The 18,540-nt window shown below is 45.4% G+C and carries 20 protein-coding genes and 1 other RNA gene; 12 read left to right on the top strand and 9 right to left on the bottom strand.

All coding sequences use genetic code 11. The features are described 5' to 3' along the window. Window positions 1-104 precede the first annotated feature (104 nt). Complete coding sequence (locus tag FLM53_RS05600; protein ID WP_176680457.1) at window positions 105-1,001, top strand: LysR family transcriptional regulator ArgP; 897 nt, start codon at window positions 105-107, stop codon at window positions 999-1,001. A 110-nt stretch (window positions 1,002-1,111) separates the two neighbouring features. Beyond that, window positions 1,112-1,825 carry an oxidative stress defense protein gene (locus tag FLM53_RS05595; RefSeq protein WP_123301096.1) on the top strand — a complete coding sequence of 238 codons (714 nt, stop codon included), beginning with the start codon at window positions 1,112-1,114 and terminating at the stop codon, window positions 1,823-1,825. 117 nt (window positions 1,826-1,942) lie between these two features. On the opposite strand, the gene serA is transcribed toward FLM53_RS05595, so the two are convergent. The 5 genes from serA to zapA form a co-directional block, all read right to left on the bottom strand. Continuing rightward, a complete protein-coding gene (gene serA / locus FLM53_RS05590) occupies window positions 1,943-3,172 on the bottom strand; it encodes a phosphoglycerate dehydrogenase (protein ID WP_123301095.1) in 1,230 nt (409 codons plus the stop codon). A 261-nt stretch (window positions 3,173-3,433) separates the two neighbouring features. After that, window positions 3,434-4,090: a ribose-5-phosphate isomerase RpiA gene (gene rpiA, locus FLM53_RS05585; protein WP_017629565.1), complete on the bottom strand. Its 657-nt coding sequence runs from the start codon at window positions 4,088-4,090 to the stop codon at window positions 3,434-3,436. 124 nt (window positions 4,091-4,214) lie between these two features. Next, the gene (locus FLM53_RS05580; protein WP_176680456.1) at window positions 4,215-4,814 is read right to left on the bottom strand and encodes a 5-formyltetrahydrofolate cyclo-ligase; all 600 of its coding nucleotides are present in this window, start codon (window positions 4,812-4,814) and stop codon (window positions 4,215-4,217) included. A 6-nt stretch (window positions 4,815-4,820) separates the two neighbouring features. After that, a non-coding RNA gene (ssrS, locus tag FLM53_RS05575) (6S RNA) lies at window positions 4,821-5,003 on the bottom strand. Window positions 5,004-5,014: 11 nt separating this feature from the next. Further along, window positions 5,015-5,323, bottom strand: coding sequence for a cell division protein ZapA (gene zapA, locus FLM53_RS05570; protein WP_004735366.1), 309 nt, complete (start codon window positions 5,321-5,323; stop codon window positions 5,015-5,017). Between the two features lie 308 nt (window positions 5,324-5,631). Between zapA and FLM53_RS05565 the strand changes: the two genes are divergently transcribed. The 3 genes from FLM53_RS05565 to FLM53_RS05555 are packed head-to-tail and all read left to right on the top strand — an operon-like array spanning window position 5,632 to window position 8,645. Continuing rightward, window positions 5,632-6,207: a YecA family protein gene (locus FLM53_RS05565; protein ID WP_019826273.1), complete on the top strand. Its 576-nt coding sequence runs from the start codon at window positions 5,632-5,634 to the stop codon at window positions 6,205-6,207. A gap of 23 nt (window positions 6,208-6,230) precedes the next feature. Next, window positions 6,231-7,409 carry a 2-octaprenyl-6-methoxyphenyl hydroxylase gene (ubiH, locus tag FLM53_RS05560; protein ID WP_176680927.1) on the top strand — a complete coding sequence of 393 codons (1,179 nt, stop codon included), beginning with the start codon at window positions 6,231-6,233 and terminating at the stop codon, window positions 7,407-7,409. A gap of 12 nt (window positions 7,410-7,421) precedes the next feature. Beyond that, complete coding sequence (locus FLM53_RS05555; RefSeq protein WP_017629569.1) at window positions 7,422-8,645, top strand: FAD-dependent 2-octaprenylphenol hydroxylase; 1,224 nt, start codon at window positions 7,422-7,424, stop codon at window positions 8,643-8,645. A 127-nt stretch (window positions 8,646-8,772) separates the two neighbouring features. Here FLM53_RS05555 and FLM53_RS05550 read toward each other — a convergent pair whose 3' ends face one another. From FLM53_RS05550 to ygfZ, 3 genes are all read right to left on the bottom strand, one after another. Beyond that, window positions 8,773-8,979 carry a DUF1107 domain-containing protein gene (locus FLM53_RS05550; protein WP_009847660.1) on the bottom strand — a complete coding sequence of 69 codons (207 nt, stop codon included), beginning with the start codon at window positions 8,977-8,979 and terminating at the stop codon, window positions 8,773-8,775. Between the two features lie 563 nt (window positions 8,980-9,542). After that, window positions 9,543-10,004, bottom strand: a complete 462-nt coding sequence (locus tag FLM53_RS05545) for an aminoacyl-tRNA deacylase (protein WP_176680455.1) — start codon at window positions 10,002-10,004, stop codon at window positions 9,543-9,545. 4 nt (window positions 10,005-10,008) lie between these two features. Then, on the bottom strand, window positions 10,009-10,980 hold the full coding sequence (gene ygfZ / locus FLM53_RS05540) for a tRNA-modifying protein YgfZ (RefSeq protein ID WP_176680454.1): 972 nt from the start codon (window positions 10,978-10,980) through the stop codon (window positions 10,009-10,011). Between the two features lie 167 nt (window positions 10,981-11,147). On the opposite strand from ygfZ, the gene FLM53_RS05535 reads away from it, so the two are divergent. Together FLM53_RS05535 and FLM53_RS24170 are read left to right on the top strand one after the other, a co-directional pair. After that, the gene (locus FLM53_RS05535) at window positions 11,148-11,408 is read left to right on the top strand and encodes a succinate dehydrogenase assembly factor 2 (protein ID WP_004735374.1); all 261 of its coding nucleotides are present in this window, start codon (window positions 11,148-11,150) and stop codon (window positions 11,406-11,408) included. Further along, window positions 11,356-11,775, top strand: a complete 420-nt coding sequence (locus FLM53_RS24170) for a protein YgfX (protein ID WP_370780374.1) — start codon at window positions 11,356-11,358, stop codon at window positions 11,773-11,775. Before FLM53_RS05535 ends, FLM53_RS24170 begins: the two co-directional genes overlap by 53 nt. 92 nt (window positions 11,776-11,867) lie before the next feature. Here the strand turns inward: FLM53_RS24170 and nadB are convergent, their stop codons facing one another. Beyond that, window positions 11,868-13,484, bottom strand: a complete 1,617-nt coding sequence (gene nadB, locus FLM53_RS05530) for an L-aspartate oxidase (RefSeq protein WP_176680453.1) — start codon at window positions 13,482-13,484, stop codon at window positions 11,868-11,870. A 390-nt stretch (window positions 13,485-13,874) separates the two neighbouring features. Here nadB and rpoE point away from each other — a divergent pair, with 390 nt between their 5' ends. From rpoE to lepA, 5 genes are all read left to right on the top strand, one after another. Further along, complete coding sequence (gene rpoE, locus FLM53_RS05525; protein WP_008223963.1) at window positions 13,875-14,453, top strand: RNA polymerase sigma factor RpoE; 579 nt, start codon at window positions 13,875-13,877, stop codon at window positions 14,451-14,453. A gap of 26 nt (window positions 14,454-14,479) precedes the next feature. Further along, on the top strand, window positions 14,480-15,103 hold the full coding sequence (locus FLM53_RS05520) for an RseA family anti-sigma factor (RefSeq protein ID WP_176680452.1): 624 nt from the start codon (window positions 14,480-14,482) through the stop codon (window positions 15,101-15,103). Further along, on the top strand, window positions 15,100-16,062 hold the full coding sequence (gene rseB / locus FLM53_RS05515; protein ID WP_176680451.1) for a sigma-E factor regulatory protein RseB: 963 nt from the start codon (window positions 15,100-15,102) through the stop codon (window positions 16,060-16,062). The genes FLM53_RS05520 and rseB overlap by 4 nt, the downstream gene beginning before the upstream one ends. Next, complete coding sequence (locus tag FLM53_RS05510) at window positions 16,059-16,529, top strand: SoxR reducing system RseC family protein (RefSeq protein WP_176680450.1); 471 nt, start codon at window positions 16,059-16,061, stop codon at window positions 16,527-16,529. The genes rseB and FLM53_RS05510 overlap by 4 nt, the downstream gene beginning before the upstream one ends. A 137-nt stretch (window positions 16,530-16,666) precedes the next feature. Continuing rightward, window positions 16,667-18,460 carry a translation elongation factor 4 gene (gene lepA, locus FLM53_RS05505; protein ID WP_017629577.1) on the top strand — a complete coding sequence of 598 codons (1,794 nt, stop codon included), beginning with the start codon at window positions 16,667-16,669 and terminating at the stop codon, window positions 18,458-18,460. The last annotated feature ends 80 nt before the right edge of the window (window positions 18,461-18,540 follow it).

Genomic DNA, 18,540 nt, shown 5'->3' with positions numbered 1-18,540 from the left:
TGGCGAAGATACTCCGACCCTTTAAATAAGTATAATTAATGATTTTAATCTATTATTAGAGTTGCTAATGTGGTGTGGAGTTAGCTTAAAAAGGAAGCAAATTGATGCGTGGATTGGATTATAAATGGATAGAAGCACTGGATGCGGTGGTGAAACAACGTAGCTTCGAAAGGGCTGCCGAGCAGTTATATATCTCGCAGTCTGCGGTGTCTCAACGTATCAAACAGCTAGAAAAATGGTTAGCTCAGCCTGCTTTGGTGAGAGAAAACCCGCCTAGGCCAACCCCGGCAGGTAAAAAATTATTGGGTTTGTATCGCCGTGTTCGTTTGTTAGAGCATGAACTGGTGCCTGAGTTGATGAATGAAGATAGTGCGCAACCTCTATCAATATCTATTGCCACCAATGCCGATAGCTTAGCGACATGGCTGTTACCAGCATTATCGGATGTGATGAAGTCTCGCCAAGTGGAACTGAACCTCGCGATTCATGGTGAGGCGAGAACCATTGATAAGATTAAAAGTGGTGAGGTGGCTGGCGCAATCAGTTTAGAGTCTCAAGCGATCCCCGGTTGCAGTGCTGACTATCTTGGCAGGATGGATTATGTGTGTGTGGCGAGCCCTGACTTTCATCAGCGATATTTTTCTGAAGGCGTAAACTACGCCACATTAAGCAAAGCACCGGCGGTTTCTTATGACCAATACGATGACCTGCATAAGAAGTTTCTGCATGACCATTTTAATGTACCAAGGGACAGTGTGATTAATCATACTGTCGGCAGCTCGGAAGCATTTGTGCGTTTAGCTTTATCGGGTGTGGCCTATTGCTTGATCCCTCGGTTGCAGATCATCGATGAGCTAGAGTCCGGTGAATTGATCGATATTACGCCCGGCTTTTTGCTGTCTTATCGTATCTATTGGCACCACTGGCAGCTTGAAAGTGGGGTACTCAAAGAGATATCTCAAGCGATATTAGGTTTTGCTCACAACCACTTACCTCAGTAAATTGTTGGTTTTTTCATCGTCAAAGTTCTGTTAGAAGTTCGGCATCAGGATTGGCTAAACGGCAAATTGCTCTATGATGAAAGTACATTTGTTTAGCACAGGTCTACCTAATGAAGTTTGCACCAAAGATGTTAGCAACGTCTCTTACTCTTACTGCAGCGTTGAGTGCTGTGAGTTTTCCATCATTGGCTGACTCTCCATCCTTCCCGCATATTTCAACGACGGGCTACGGTGAAGTGATCGCAACACCAGATATGGCGACATTCTCTGTGAGAGTCGTGGAATCGACGATGACTGCTGAACAAGCTAAAAATACCGTTGATAAAGTAGTGACTGGTTTCCTCAATAAACTGCATCAAGCCGGTGTAGAAGAGGCGAGCGTACACAGCTCTAACCTGTACCTATCTCCTCAATACCATTACCCGAAAGACGGTAAACCAGAATTGGTGGGTTACCGAGCTTCACGTAATGTGACCGTTCAAGTGAACGAGCTAGCTAATCTCAATGAGTACATGGATATTGCGATTGGAGAGGGCATCAATCAGATCGACAACATTCAGCTTCAAGTTCGTGATCAAGCTAAGTATCAAGAACAAGCGCGCTTAGAAGCCATCAAGGATGCGCGATCGAAAGCGAAATCACTAGCGAGTGGTTTTGAGCGTGAGCTAGGTGATGTTTGGCGTGTTGATTACAACGCACAATCTTCTCAGCCTGTGCTAATGCGTTCAATGGCGATGGATGCGAGAACAGAGTCGAACTCTTATGAAGATTCAACGATCACCATCCGAGATCGCGTTAATGTGATCTACCAGATCGAAGAGTAATGACAGCTGCATAGAGGCTTTTGGATCATGATGATCTAATTACCTACGATAGGCCAAATACTAAAAAGGCTCTCATAATGAGAGCCTTTTTGTTTTTACTAATATCGAGATCGATGATTAGTGAAGTAGACGAGCACGGATTGTGCCTTCGATCTCTTTCAGTTTAAGCAGTGCTTCTTCTGAACGATCCGCTTCTACATCGATAACTACATAACCCATATCAGCCGCAGTCTGTAGGTACTGACCCGCGATGTTGATGCCTTCTTCAGCGAAGATGGTGTTGATCTGAGTTAGGATACCAGGGCGGTTTTCGTGAATGTGTAGCAAACGAGATGTGCCCGTGTGTAGCGGTAGAGATACCTCTGGGAAGTTAACACTTGATAACGTAGAACCGTTATCTGAGTATTTTGCTAGCTTGCCAGCCACTTCAACACCGATGTTCTCTTGTGCTTCCTGAGTTGAACCGCCTACGTGAGGCGTAAGAATCACGTTGTCGAACTGCATTAATGGTGACTCAAATGGGTCTGCATTGGTTTTTGGTTCAGTTGGGAAAACGTCGATCGCTGCACCTGCAAGGTGACCAGAATCTAGAGCGCCACACAGAGCTGGAATGTCTACCACTGTGCCACGTGCTGCGTTGATAAAGATAGAACCAGGCTTCATGCGCTCGAACTCTTCTTTACCCATCATGTTCTTAGTTTCGTTGGTTTCAGGGACGTGTAAAGAGATCACATCACACTTATTCAACAGTTCAGTCATGGTATGAACTTGCGTTGCGTTACCTAAAGACAGCTTGTTTTCGATGTCGTAGAAGTAAACGCGCATACCAAGGTTTTCCGCAATAATACCCAGCTGAGTACCAATGTGACCGTAACCAATAATACCTAAACGCTTACCACGAGCCTCGTAAGAGTTGTCTGCACTCTTTTTCCAAATGCCACGGTGCGCAAGAGCGTTCTTTTCAGGAATGCCACGAAGTAGCAATAGAACCTGACCAAGAACTAGCTCAGCAACACTTCGAGTGTTTGAGAATGGTGCGTTGAACACAGGGATGCCGCGCTTTGCTGCTGCTTGAAGGTTGACTTGGTTAGTACCAATACAGAAACAACCAACCGCAACCAGCTTTTCAGCCGCATCAATTACTTCTTGGGAGATGTTTGTGCGAGAACGGATACCAATGAAGTGAGCATCTTTAACTGCTTCAAGAAGTTCATCTTCCGGTAGCGAGCCTTTGTGGTACTCAATATTTGTGTAACCAGCAGCTTGCAGTACTTCTACAGAAGAAGGGTGAAGACCTTCTAGAAGTAGAATTTTTATTTTTTCTTTTTCCAGTGAAACTTTGGCCATTGTTCTCGTCCTTAAAATGGAAAGGTTGGGCAAATGCGGCGCACGTGCTACAAAATGGCTGAAAGGGGAACAAATTCACCACTTTGTTAGGAGACAAACGTTTTCCCTGTGCGTCTTCTGAACAATAAAGTAACAAAAAAAAAATGTTTTGGGTAAGAAAATTACGGAATAAGACATAATTTTACAGGTATAAAGCAAAAAAAACGGCGCCCTTGGGCACCGTATGTAATGAAGTAACAGAAAAACTCAATCTTCTATTATTTATTCTTCGATTTTTGCACCTTCTGGCGTGCCAGTGATAACCACATCAGCACCACGGTGAGCGAACAGACCAACCGTCACCACACCAGCGATACCATTGATGATATCTTCTAGTTGTTTCGGGTTTTCGATTGCCATGCCGTACACGTCTAGGATCATGTTGCCGTTATCGGTTGTGCAACCTTCGCGGTAAACCGGGTCACCACCAAGCTTTACTAGCTCACGTGCAACGTATGAACGCGCCATTGGAATCACTTCAACAGGCAGTGGGAATTTACCCAACACATCGACTGCTTTAGTACCGTCAACAATACACACAAACTTATCAGAGATAGCCGCTACGATTTTTTCACGAGTCAGAGCAGCACCGCCGCCTTTGATCATGTCGCGAGTTGGGTTGATTTCATCTGCGCCATCAACATAGATGTCTAGCTTAGCGACATCGTTACACTCATACACTTTGATCTCTAGCTCTTCTAGTCGTTGCGTTGAAGCAACAGAGCTTGAAACCGCACCTTTGATTTTGTCTTTCATTGTGCCTAGTGCGTCGATGAAGTGATTTACTGTAGAGCCAGTACCTACACCTACAATGCTGCCTTCTTCAACATATTGAAGTGCTGCCCAGCCAGCTGCTTTTTTCATTTCATCTTGAGTCATGCCATTCTCCTGAATAAGGTCTTGCGCTTTGAATTGATCGTTTGCGTAATGATGAAGTTAACGTTTAGATATTGAGTTAACGTTTCTATATCGAGGTTAACGTTTGCGGCGCGATTATAGCGCTTTAATGGTCATTTTCCCATTGCCAAGTTTTACTCGGAGTCACGATTTTAGGTAAGGGAATGTCCCATTCTTCAATCGGTAAGGTATCGACATGTTGGCAATCGTGGGCCAAACCAATTGGGGTTGCGCCTTCACCTGTTTCGAACCATTTAGCCAGAGTACGATCGTAATATCCGCCGCCCATGCCCAAGCGGTGACCATGAGAGTCAAAGCCGACAAGAGGCGTCAGGATGAGGTCGAGCTGCTGACAAGGTTTCACCAACATTTGATTAAGTTGGGGTTCTACAATGCCGTACTTATTTAAAATTGTGGGAGTGGTTGGAGAGTAGTGTAGAAACAGTAGGTGTCCGGCAGAGAAGGGATGCAATACTGGTAAATAAGTTTGCTTACCTTGCGACCATAACCATTCAATTAAAGGCTGGGTATCGAGCTCGCCATCAATCGAAATATAAAGAGCAATATGCTGAGCAGACTGAATATCATCAAGCTGCATGCACTGCTTAACTAGGTCTAAACCGGATTGAGTTTGTTGTTCGCCAGGCAAGGCATTGCGTTTGATACGGATCTGTTTGCGAAATTCGCTGCGTGTGAGCGTCTTCATAAGAAGGGATACCCCAAAGTGCCGTTGAGAATAGATGGCCCTTGAACCAGCGAGTTCAAGGCGGATCAGCAATGATTACCGTAGGCTTCTCGGCGGACCGAGCATGCTCAATAGCACTCAAGTACTAACCCTTAGGGATTGCTTATCGGCTCGGGGACGTGAATCCTCTGACAAACACTCCAGGGTAAATTTTGTGTACGCTATTGCTGTCCGTGCTTAACTTTACTGAGGACATCTGAAAGTGATGTCGTGAGCTGTTCCATTCGCTCGGTCAGTGCGTTTTGTTCATCATTTGCTTCAAACTTTTTGGTTTGTAATTCGTAGCAAATATTCAGAGCTGCGATAGTCAGCAGCTTCACTTCATTGGTTACCTTAGTACGTTCAGCCATCTCTTTCAATCGATTATCAAGATCGGCCGCCGCTGCAATCAATGACTCTTCTTGCCCTGGTGGACAATTCACTCGAGTCAGTTTTCCTAATATTTCAACGTCTACCGCTTGATTACTCATGATGGATGAACTCTTTAACGCGCTATTTTAAGGCTGTTGCCCTTCGCCATTTTTTGAGAAAGAAAAAGTGCAAGTACCGATGAGGAAGCAATCTCCTCTGAGGGAGAAACTATAGGTAAACCGCTATTAAGATTCAAGCTTTTCAGAGTGACTGTTTGTAAATGAGAGCTTGAGCACACAGTAATTCAGCAAATTGAACAATTGGTAGTCAGTCATCCTTCAATTGCTAGGGATCGATGCTTACCAGAATTGGGGTGAAGTGGTACGATTATACTATCGATATAAAGAATAACTGAGCGAGCTATCTGATGAGCGAAACTACTTTACCTGACTACCTAACGGTTGCGACTGAACTTCAATCGGCAAGTCTAGCCGTAACCCCTGCTGAGATGCATGGTTTATTAACGGGTATGTTAAGCGGAGGCTTAAACCTTGCAGATAAAAGCTGGCAACCACTTATCTTCGATTACACCAATGAAGGCATGGGCTGGCCAGATCGCGCGCTAACGCTAGCGGAAGCAACACTGAAAGTCACAACCAGTGAAATCACAGGCTCAGGCATGGAACTGTCTATGCTACTGCCAGACGAAGATGCAAGCGCGAGCGTGTTTGATCTTGCTGATGGTGTGTCTGATTGGATTAACCATTTCATCTCTGGTTTAGGTCTTGTTGGCGCTCAATTGAACAAAGCGTCTGAAGGCACGAAAGAAGCCTTGGCTGATCTTGAAGAGATGGCGAAGCTAGGCATTGACGAAGAAGATGATCTGGAAGAGCAAGCACAACTTCTAGAACACGTTATTGAGCACGTAAAAGCGTGTGCATTAACGATCCATGCTGAATTTGGTGCACGCCCATCTGAAGATGCGGCGCCAACCATTCACTAATCGTTTGTCGGTTTGAGGTTATGATGGCTCAATATGATGTTGTAATTGCTGGTGGCGCAATGGCAGGGGCAACTCTAGCCCTTGCTCTGAATCACCTAAGCCAAGGTTCGTTGTCGATTGCGGTCGTTGAGCCTTATCAGGTTGATCATCAAGCTCACCCTGGGTTTGATTCTCGTTCGATCGCTTTGTCTTACGGCACGGTACAGATCCTTGATTCATTGCACCTGTGGCAATCTATCGCTCCTGTCGCGACCCCGATTAAAGATATTCATGTATCAGATCGTGGGCATGCTGGAATGACGGATATATACAGTGAAGAACTGGCTGTAGATGCGCTTGGTTATGTGGTCGAGTTAGCAGATGTAGGTCGAATCTATCAGCAGAAGCTGGAATCAGAAGCGGCAATTTCGATGCTGTGTCCGGATTCGGTTGCGAAAATTGAGCGCAGTGAATCACTGACGACTATTAACCTCAACAGTGGGCAAACCGTCACGACTAAGTTATTGGTTGCGGCTGACGGTGCAATCTCAACCTGTTGTCAGCAACTTAATATCTCATTGAGTGAGCATGACTTTGAACAGGTTGCTGTGATTGCCAATATCGTGGCGAGCGAACCCCATCAAGGTCGAGCGTTTGAGCGTTTTACTCATCATGGGCCAGTTGCTCTACTACCGATGAGCGATAACCGTTTGTCTCTGGTTTGGTGTTTACCGCCGGAGCAAGCCGATAAAGTAATGGCTTTCAACGACGACGAATTCCTTGAACAGCTTCAGAGCGATTTTGGTTGGCGATTAGGCCGACTAGAAAAGGTTGGCAAGCGTGCGAGCTATCCATTGACTCTTCGCCATCGTAAACAAAATATTTCTCATCGATTCGCGATTGTAGGCAATGCGGCTCAAACACTTCACCCAATTGCAGGGCAAGGGTTTAACCTCGGTATTCGTGATGTGGCCTCTTTAGCGGAAGAGTTGTGCTCTCAGTTGGATGATGTCGGTCGCTACACTGGTCTTGTTAACTTTAGAAAACGTAGAGAACAAGACAGAGGCGCGACGATTACACTGACATCAAGTCTTGTTCATCTGTTCTCAAACGATTTTTTGACTGCTCGAATCGGGCGTAATCTTGGGTTAGCCGTAATCGATAACCTTCCACCACTTAAAGGTCCACTTTTGCGTCATACGCTTGGCCTAGTAGAAAGATAAGGTAGATAAATAATGATGCAAAGTGTTGATATCGCGATTGTTGGTGGTGGCATGGTTGGCCTAGCGCTCGCAGCTGCATTGAAAGACAGCGATCTAAGAATTGCCGTGATAGAGGGCAAGGCACCTAGCGAAGGTCTGAATGAATTACCGGATGTTCGTGTGTCGGCGTTGAGCCGCTCTAGCGAGGTGATTCTGCGTAATCTAGACGCATGGCAAGGTATAGAACAAAGACGTGCTGCACCTTATCAAGCGATGGAAGTATGGGAGCAAGATAGCTTTGCCCGTATTGAGTTTGACTCAACACGCTTGGCACAACCTAATCTAGGTCATATTGTTGAGAATCGTGTGATTCAATTAGCCTTGCTTGATCAGGTTAAGAAGCAAGACAACGTCAGCCTCTACATGCCAGCAACGTGCAAAACAATGGCGATTGGCGAGAGCGAAGCATGGCTAACTCTAGACAATGGCCAAGCACTGACAGCCAAGTTAGTCGTGGGTGCGGATGGCGCGAATTCTTGGGTTCGTAAGCAGCAAGATATCCCATTAACGCATTGGGATTACGGACACAGTGCAATTGTCGCGAACATCAAAACCACAGAGCCGCACCACAGCGTTGCGCGTCAAATATTCACACCTCAAGGTCCACTGGCATTCTTACCAATGCAGCCGAGCAACATGAGCTCGATTGTTTGGTCTACTGAGCCTAATCGTGCCGAGAATCTCGTATCTATGTCGGATGCTGAATTCAATAAGCAGTTAACGGCAGAGTTCGATTCAAAGCTTGGGTTGTGCGAAGTCGTCGGTGATCGTTTTGCCTTCCCACTGCGCATGCGATACGCACGAGACTTCGCTGTTGATCGTGTCGCTTTGGTCGGTGATGCTGCCCATACCATTCACCCGCTAGCTGGGCAGGGTGTGAACCTTGGCCTATTAGATGCTGCAAGTTTAGCGCAGGAGCTGTTAAAGCTGTGGGCTGCTGGTGAAGACATTGGTACCAAGCGTAACCTACGTGGTTATGAGCGCTGGAGAAAAGCAGAAGCGGCGAAGATGATTGCTTCAATGCAGGGCTTTAAAGATTTGTTTGAAGGCGACAACCCAGCTAAGAAGCTGATTCGTGGCATCGGTATGAAGCTTGCGGGTCAACTACCTGGTGCGAAAGATGAGATAATGAAGCGAGCACTTGGCCTTGCGGGCAACTTGCCTGATTTAGCAAAGCGCCCTGTGACTCATCGTTAGTCGTTTAATTTTTCAGGTGATTCGTTACCTGAACTCATCACCTAAGCGCAGTTCTTAGTGTTATGGGAATGAAAAAAGGGTTGGCACATGCCAACCCTTTTTGTTTTGAATTCTTTAGATAATCAGATTATGCGTAAGCACAGCGCAGCTTCATGATTTCACTATTTATTTCTTTCACTGTTTGAAAGTGGCGCTTCTCTGCTCGATCTGGCAGGACTAGCTTGCCGTTATCAAACTCAAATTTCCCTACGCCGTAAATGTAGATTCGTCCTTTGAAAAGTCGACTTACATGTTTAGCAATCATACTCGGTGTATAGCGCTTAAACAGTCTCATTCTTAATTATCCTTATATTTACCTAGCCTGCACATTATAGAAAAACTCCGAGATAATAATTGTGATAAGCATGGAGTAATATGCAGTAGCGATGACGTTAATTAGATATTTGTGCTGTTCTAAGCACTTTCTACAGTAAATATCTATTTTTACGTGAGCTCCTCCCCAAAATAATACTGAGTCGTGAACTGCTGTGAACTTTCCTGTCCGGTATTAAGCAGTGGTAATGTTACAAGTATAAGAATAGGCGGGATTTTTTTGTTTGTGTAATCAAATTGTAAATTTTAGACATAAAAAAAGCCCGTCTAAAACGGGCGAATAGTCACAGATGCATTACACAAAAGTGGATACTGATGTTACTCAGTGGATTCACTTGTACTGATTTGCCTAAAGGCTAGTCAGTAAATTCACAATAACGCAGATTTTGCTTTATGACTACTTATGCTTTAATTTTGATTAACTATTTAATGTTGGCGTGTTTTTCTTATGACGAGCTTCACACTAAATATGTATCTAATGAAAACTTTAAAGAAGGTTTGCGATCAATTACGTCTTAGAATGGATCATCGACTGATCTCTGCAACGATTGGCGCGCATAACGCCATAAGATCCTCGGGATCAAGAGCAACGCCTGCCATTCGATCACCAGAGCTAATGGTCACTGTTGAGTTGTTCTGAATGGAAGGATCAAAAATGATCGGCATGTGCCTCTTTAGAGCAAGCGGACCGACACAACCAACCTTAAAGCCGGTGATGGATTCCACAGCGGTGAGTGATACGCAGGTCATTCTGCGGCAATTCAACACCGAGCGCACTTTCTTGGGGTCGACAGAGCGATCGCCAGCTGTACAGGCCAACGCATATTGGTTGCCCATATCCTTGAGCAGGATGCACTTGACCATTTGAGAGGCGTCGATGCCTCGTTCTTGCGCGGTTTCTTCGATGCTGGTGGTAGGTTTGCTTTGCATCAGCAGGCGATAGTCCACCTGCTGTTGATCCAGCCATTGTGTGATCAGTGTTTCCACGTGATTACTCGTCTTCGAGGCTGTAAGGCAGTGGCAGGATATTCCATGTTTGATCAGGCTGCGCAGTCAATCGAAGTTGAACATCGTCATCAAGGTTGTTTGGCAACACCATCAAACCAATCGCTTGGTTATCAGCAAATTGATAGACGTTTAATAGTCGACCTGCACCACGCCAGTTCTCACCTATGCTACGCTCTAGTTCAACAGGATTCTCTAGAGACAGTACGTCCGCAGTTGTGCCCGACACAATGCGCATCTCACGCTTGTTCATGCCGCGGTACTTAGCACGAGCAACCGTTTCTTGACCTGTGTAGCAGCCTTTTGAAAAGCTGATACCACCGATAGCCTGCAGGTTAAGTGCTTGAGGGATGTGTTCGTTTTGCTCTGCTTTCGATAGGTTAGGCTGAGCATCAAGAATTTCATGATACTGCCATAGCGTTTCTGATACTTTCTCCGCAGCGCTCTTTGATACCAAGGCTTCAGCGGCTTCTTCAGTCACAAGTAGAGCCCAGCGGTTATCTGATACTAGAACGGCTGTACCACCAGAGATAGCACGTACATTACCTTGGCTTTCTGAAATAGAATCAATGTATTGATTCGCAGATGCACCCATCACACCGATAACAACGTCAGACGTTTGCTCGATATCGACCTTAGAGAACACCGCGTACTTCTTGATTTCAACGAGCTCGACTTCAATCGCAGATTTAGGTTGCATGAGTGCGTAGCCACCATTGTGATGGAACAAACGGAAGATACTCCATACCTTTCCTTTTGCATCACAGTGCGCGCCTAATGTGGATTCATCATTAGGAAGAGTCACGACGTCGCACGTTACTTGACCTTGTAGGTACGATTTTTTGTCATCGCCTACCATGGTAATTGCACTCCAATCTGACACGTGTGTCATCATCAGTTCTGGAAGCGAGTCATTTTGCGTATGAGCGTGCGGCTGAAATGTGTTTTTCCAATCCATTTTATCTTTCCTAAGAATTTTATTTGGCTCTATGTTAATCCTGTTCTGTTTCTTTGTCAGCCTAGGTTTTTTTGTGAGCTTAGATAGGGACTGTGACTCACATAGTAGTTGCAGAGCGTATGACTTGTTACACTCCGAGAAAGAAAAATTATAGGTGAGGATAGCCAATGTACACTGCAGAGCAGAAAGCACGAATTAAATGGGGTTGCCGTCGCGGCATGTTAGAACTTGATGTAGTCATCATGCCATTTTTCGAAGAGTGTTTTGATTCATTGCAAGAGCAGGAACAGCGCGAGTTTGTTTCTCTATTAGAGTGTGATGACCCAGATTTGTTTACTTGGGTGATGGGACACGGACGCAGTGAAAACCTAGGCCATGCATCAATGGTTGATAAAATTGTCGCACACAACCTCAGCAAGGTTCGTTAAGCTCCAGCTTAACCCTTCATATTCCGCATTATTTGCAAAAGGCACTGTTTTCGGGTGCCTTTTGTTTTTCATCGTCCTGTCTTCTATTCCACTTGTTGTCAGTCTTTATTGCTTGGCACTGCTGATCCATTTGTTTAAAACCAACCATCTTATTTTGAATAGTGCTCATGGCTGTTTTGACTATAAAGAGGATGGTGAGATTCGATTGAATGACCGACGTTATATTCTAAAGTCCGTGGATAAGATCTGGGCGCAATTCTTCGTTAAATTGCAGTTTGAGTGTGGGTATTCAGTTTTGTTGTGGCGGGATAGCTGTTGTGAGCGTGAATATCGAAGTTTCTTGGCGAACCTGCAACGAACAGGTTAGAAAAATCAAAATATCAGGCTGAAAGCAATAACTACAGATGAAAGAAAGGGAGCACTAGGCTCCCTTTCTTCGCATTTTATCTGTTATCCAGATTAAGACTGGCTTTTCTCTGGTGTCAGAATGGTTGGACCGCTGTCTTCAGCAAGCTCTGGGTAATCCAACGTGTAGTGAAGGCCTCGGCTCTCTTTACGTTGCATTGCACAGCGAACCATTAGTTCAGCGACTTGTAGCAAGTTACGCAGCTCTAATAGGTTGTTTGAAACCTTAAAGTTGCTGTAATACTCGTGAGTCTCTTGCTGCAACATCTGGATACGACGCATTGCGCGCTCAAGACGTTTATCAGTACGCACTATGCCCATGTAATCCCACATGAAGAGACGCAGCTCATGCCAGTTGTGCTGAATGATAACCTCTTCATCACTGTTGGTGACTTGGCTTTCATCCCATGCTGGCAGTTCAGCGCACAACTGAGATTGGTCGATGTTCTCGACGATGTCTTTGGCCGCTGCCCATGCGTAAACCACACACTCAAGCAGTGAGTTTGAAGCCATACGGTTCGCGCCGTGCAGGCCGGTGTAGCTCACTTCACCAATTGCATACAGATTCGCTAGGTCGGTTTGACCTTGCTTATTCACCATAACACCACCGCAGGTGTAGTGGGCTGCTGGTACGATAGGAATCGGCTCTTTGGTCATGTCGATGCCCAAGTCCATTAAACGAGTGTGGATCATTGGGAAGTGCGCAGTGATGAATTCTTCAGGCTTGTGGCTGATGTCAACGTACATGCAGTCCGCACCTAGGCGCTTCATTTCAAAGTCAATTGCGCGAGCAACCACATCACGAGGAGCCAGTTCACCGCGCTCATCGAAGTCCTTCATGAAGCGGGAACCGTCTGGACGACGCAGGTACGCACCTTCACCACGCAGTGCTTCCGTTAGTAGGAAGTTACGCGCTTCTGGGTGGAACAAGCAAGTTGGGTGAAATTGGTTGAACTCAAGGTTCGCCACACGACAACCAGCACGCCAAGCGATAGCAATACCATCACCTGAAGAGACATCTGGGTTAGACGTGTATTGATAAACCTTTGAAGCGCCACCAGTAGCTAACACTACAAATTTAGCGCGTACGGTTTCGACGTGTTCTTGGTTTCGGTTCCAAATGTAGGCACCGATAACCTTGTCTTTCGAACCACCAACCTTATCTTCAGTGATCAAATCTAGCGCATTATGGCGCTCGAAGATCTCGATGTTTGGGTGATTCTTTACGTTATCTTGCAGTGAGGTTTGCATCGCCATGCCAGTTGCATCGGCAGCGTGCAGAATTCTGCGGTGGCTGTGTCCACCTTCACGAGTAAGGTGATATTTTGGCTGGCCTTCGGTGCTGTTCTCATCTTTATCAAATGGAACACCGCCATCAATTAGCCATTGCACACACTCTTTAGCATTTTCAGCAATGAATTGAACTGTATCTTCTTCACATAACCCAGCCCCAGCAATTTGAGTATCTTCTACATGAGACTCAATACTGTCCGACTCATCGAACACCGCGGCGATACCACCTTGTGCGTAATACGTCGATCCTTCGCTGCGTGGTCCTTTGCTTAATACAATTACTTTTGCATGTTCTGCTACGCGTAAGGCTAATGACAAGCCTGCCGCACCACTTCCTACCACTAATACATCACACTGATGTTCACGGTTTGCGTTCATAAAACTTATTAAATCCCGGGCTATAGTCGAGTTGTCCACTCTCAATTGACTTTGTCTTGTTTTAGGACTTGCGGTAAGACTGTTATAATCTCCCCAGAGTCATCCTAAAACGCTACGCAAAATCAATATATAGACAGCTATCTAGAAATATTTAATTGCTCAATACCATTGCTTTTGCTCAAGGTTTCCCCAAATTGATAGGGATAACTATTTTTATTACATCACATTGTGAAACAATAATGGCAAATAATTTTAAGAAAGTTGGAACTTTCGGTATTTGGCTTAGTCACAATAGTGCTCTTGTAGACGGTGGTGTCAATACTACATTTCGCATAATTAGTACCCATATCTGTGAAGGTGAGGGTTATAACAATAGGAGTACCCGCTCGAATGAACGAGCAGCTAACCGATCAAGTGTTGATTGAGCGAGTTCAGAGTGGAGATAAGCAGGCATTTAACTTACTAGTGGTTAAGTATCAAAACAAAGTTTGTAATCTTATCTCTCGATACGTGAATAATTCCGGTGATGTACCTGATGTAGCACAAGAAGCTTTTATTAAAGCTTACCGCGCGATACCTAACTTTCGCGGCGAGAGTGCCTTCTATACATGGTTATACCGAATTGCCGTGAACACCGCTAAAAATCATATTGTTGCCCAGAGCCGTAGGCCGCCAGCAACAGATGTAGATGCAGAAGATGCTGAATATTACGAAACAGGCAGCGCGTTAAAAGAAATATCGAACCCTGAGAACTTAACGCTGTCAAAAGAATTGAAACAAGTCGTTTTTGGAGCGATTGAAGCGCTGCCAGAAGACTTAAAAACTGCAATGACGCTGCGTGAGCTTGAAGGTTTGAGCTACGAAGAGATTGCAGAAGTAATGGATTGCCCTGTAGGAACCGTACGTTCGCGTATTTTCCGAGCTCGTGAAGCAGTGGAAAAGAAAATCAAACCTCTTTTGCAACGCTAGAACTTGTAATAATTATGGTGAAAATAATGGCTGATAAAGAAAAGCTTTCGGCACTCATGGATGGTGAAACGATCGATAAAGCTCTCATTATAGACCTTGAATCTGATCAAGAAAGCATGAATACCTGGCAGAGTTACCATTTGATTGGTGACGTAATGCGTGGGGATGCGCCAGAAACTCAAGATTGGAACATTGCTGACAGTGTAGCAGCGGCGCTTGAAGCCGAGCCAGCACATAGTGCAATGCCGAACCTGCACCAAGTGAATGTTGAACCTACTGTTGCTCCAATTGAAGAGCAGCCGAAACCTCAGCAAGCGAAGCGTCAGCTTCCTGCGTGGTTACAACAGTTTGGACAAGTTGCCGTGGCAGCGTGTGTATCGTTAGCCGTTGTACTCGGTGTTCAGCAATATGGTGGCAGCGACCCAGCAGCACCAGAGCAATTGCCTGTACTACAGACGATTCCATTTGCAGGTTCTGCGGAACCAGTAAGCTTAACGCGCGACTCTGTTGAGAAGCCGGCATCTGAAGCTAACTTGCAAGAGCAGCGCAAACGCGTTCATGCAATGTTAGAAGATTATGAGCTACAACTAAGATTAAACAGTGATGCATCGCCAATGCAAGATGCACATCTAGAATCGGACATTGAATGAAGAAAATCCTGGTCAGTGCACTGACACTGTTCAGCTTGATGTCTCCAGCAGCCTTTGCAGAGGAACCCACTGCAAAGGCCTTGTTGCATCAAATGAACGAGGCCAGTCAGCATCTAAATTACGAACTCTCCTACATATTGATAAAGAAGAGCAGTATTGAACCTCTGCTTTATCGTCATGCAGTTAACGACGACCAACAACTCGCACACCTTGTTTACCTAAGCGGCCCTGTTCGTGAGGTCATTCGACGTGGCAATGAAGTTAGCTACATAGAACCGGGTACAGAGCCATTTACCATTCAGTCGGGCAGCATGGTTGCACCTGTTATTCCGATGATCAACCGAGATATCGACTCTCTTAACCAATACTACGACTTCGTGAAAGTTGGGCGATCTCGCGAAGCGGGCAGCACAACACAAGTATTGCGCGTAGTGCCGAAAGATGGTCTGCGTTACTCATACGTGGTTTGGGTCGATGAGAAAACGAATCTTCCTTTGCGTGCCGATCTCTTAGATCGTGACGGTGAAGTGCTTGAACAGTACCGCACTATCTCTTACGTGGTGAACGATAAGATCGCAGAAGCAATGGGTGGTTTAAACCAAGCGAAATTGCCGAAGGTTTTATCACTACCAGAAGGCTTGGTGAGTGATACCAACTGGCAAGCATCTTGGGTGCCTGAAGGGTTTAAGTCGAAAGAGCTTAGCCGTTACCAAATGGCTGCGACCGAAAAAATGGTCGAGAGTCAGCTTTTCAGTGATGGGTTGTTTAGTTTTTCGGTGTACATCGCCGATAAAGATGAGCATTCATTGAAAGGGCAATTGGTACGTCAAGGGCGCAGAACCTTACACAGCTTAGTGATTGGCGACAGAGAAATCTCTGTAGTTGGCGATATTCCGCCAGCAACGGCAAAGCGGATTGCTCAGTCAGTCACGTTCAATAATCCGGTACCAGCGCAATGATGACCGCGCTGGCGACCGTTAGCTCAGTCGAACAAAAAGGTAAGCAATATTTTGTTCAACTGAGCTGCGAACAACAAACCAGTTGCAGCAGCTGCTCTTCTCAAAAAAGCTGTGGAACCGGTATCGTCACCAAGGCTGTAGGCAATAAATCGTTGTTTTGGCAGCTTAAAACCAAAAGCCTTGTTAAAGCCGGACAAATCGTAGAGATCGGCTTCCCAGAAAAAAGCCTGCTTCAGTCGGCAGCTATCGTTTACCTCATCCCACTTTTCATGTTGATGATTGGTGCTGGCGTTGGACAACTCTTGTTACAACCCTTACTCCAAGGGGGCGAGGGGATTGTTATACTCTGTGCTGCACTATTTACTGCTGGTGGTATTGCCTTGGCGAAGCGGCTAGCCAAACCTATGGAAGACAAATCCAAGCAAGAAGTCGTCTTGATTCGAATCCTAGGTGAGTCTCTCGTCTAATTTATGATGCTTATTGCCCTTAAATTGGGTAGAATCTGCCAACTTGATTGAAATGCCGCCACCAATGCTGATGCTAGATTGGAAGCGTAGCGGCTTTCTTATTATCCCTATTCAAAGAGTTTAGTCACACCAAGCCTATGAAGCACATTCGTAATTTTTCGATTATCGCCCACATCGACCACGGTAAGTCGACCCTTTCTGACCGCTTAATCCAAGTTTGTGGAGGATTAAGTGAACGTGAGATGGCAGCTCAAGTCCTCGATTCTATGGATATAGAACGCGAGCGTGGTATTACAATTAAAGCGCAGAGTGTGACTTTAGATTACAAAGCTAAAGATGGTGAGACTTACCAACTTAACTTTATCGACACTCCTGGACACGTAGACTTCTCGTACGAAGTATCTCGTTCTCTAGCGGCTTGTGAAGGCGCACTACTTGTAGTGGATGCTGGTCAAGGTGTTGAAGCACAAACTCTAGCAAACTGTTACACAGCAATCGAAATGGAACTGGAAGTAGTGCCAATCTTGAACAAGATTGACCTACCAGCTGCTGAACCAGAGCGTGTTGCTGAAGAGATCGAAGAGATCGTTGGCATCGATGCGATGGAAGCGACTCGCTGTTCTGCGAAAACAGGTTTAGGTGTTGATGATGTTCTAGAAAACATCGTAACGGCTATCCCACCACCGGAAGGTGATCCTGAAGCGCCTCTACAAGCGTTGATCATTGACTCTTGGTTTGATAACTACCTTGGCGTTGTTTCTTTGGTTCGTATTAAGAACGGTACACTGAAGAAGAACGACAAGATTCGAGTAATGTCGACAGACCAAGTTTGGGGTGTTGACCGTCTAGGTATCTTCACACCTAAGCAAATCGACACCACTGAGCTAAATACTGGTGAAGTAGGTTGGGTTGTTTGTGGTATTAAAGACATCCTAGGTGCACCGGTTGGTGATACGTTGACGCTTGCTAAAGGCGGCAGCACTGAACGTCTACCTGGTTTCCAAAAAGTGAAGCCTCAGGTATACGCAGGCCTGTTCCCTGTTTCATCTGATGACTACGAAAACTTCCGTGATGCACTAGGCAAACTAAGCCTGAACGATGCGTCACTGTTCTTCGAACCAGAAAGTTCGGCAGCACTTGGTTTTGGTTTCCGTTGTGGCTTCTTAGGAATGCTTCACATGGAGATCATCCAAGAGCGTCTAGAGCGTGAATACGACCTAGACCTAATCACAACTGCTCCAACAGTAGTGTATGAAGTTGTAAAAACAGATAAAACGGTTCTTTACGTTGATAGCCCGGCTAAACTGCCAGCGGTTAATGACCTAGAAGAAATTCGTGAGCCAATTGCACGTTGTAATATTTTGGTACCTTCGGACTACCTAGGTAACGTAATCACACTGTGTGTTGAGAAGCGTGGCGTACAAGTAGACATGGTTTACCACGGTAACCAAGTTGCTGTGACATACGATCTTCCGATGGCAGAAGTAGTTCTAGACTTCTTCGACCGTCTGAAATCAACGTCTCGCGGTTACGCATCATTGGATTACAACTTCCAACGTTACGAGCCATCAAACATGGTACGTGTAGACGTATTGTTGAATGGCGAAACGGTTGATGCACTGGCTATCATCACGCACAAAGACATTGCTCAGTCTCGTGGTCGTCTACTGGTAGAGAAGATGAAAGAGTTCATCCCTCGTCAGATGTTCGATATCGCGATTCAAGCAGCGATTGGTAACCACATCATTGCTCGTTCTACAGTGAAACAACTGCGTAAGAACGTAATCGCAAAATGTTACGGTGGTGATATCAGTCGTAAGAAGAAACTTCTTAAGAAACAAAAAGAAGGTAAGAAGCGTATGAAGCAGATCGGTAACGTTGAACTGCCTCAAGAAGCATTCTTAGCGATTCTTCATGTTGGTAAAGACTAGGTATCAATCGCACTAACTATCTGCTGAACATTACTGGTTAAAATCGTTTATTTCTTTGTTGCAAAGATTGCAATTAGGCC

The organism is Vibrio sp. Scap24, from assembly GCF_013394185.1.
Lineage (GTDB): Bacteria > Pseudomonadota > Gammaproteobacteria > Enterobacterales > Vibrionaceae > Vibrio > Vibrio pomeroyi.
Note: the sequence above shows the minus strand (reverse complement) of the source record. Positions and strands in the feature narration are given on the sequence as shown.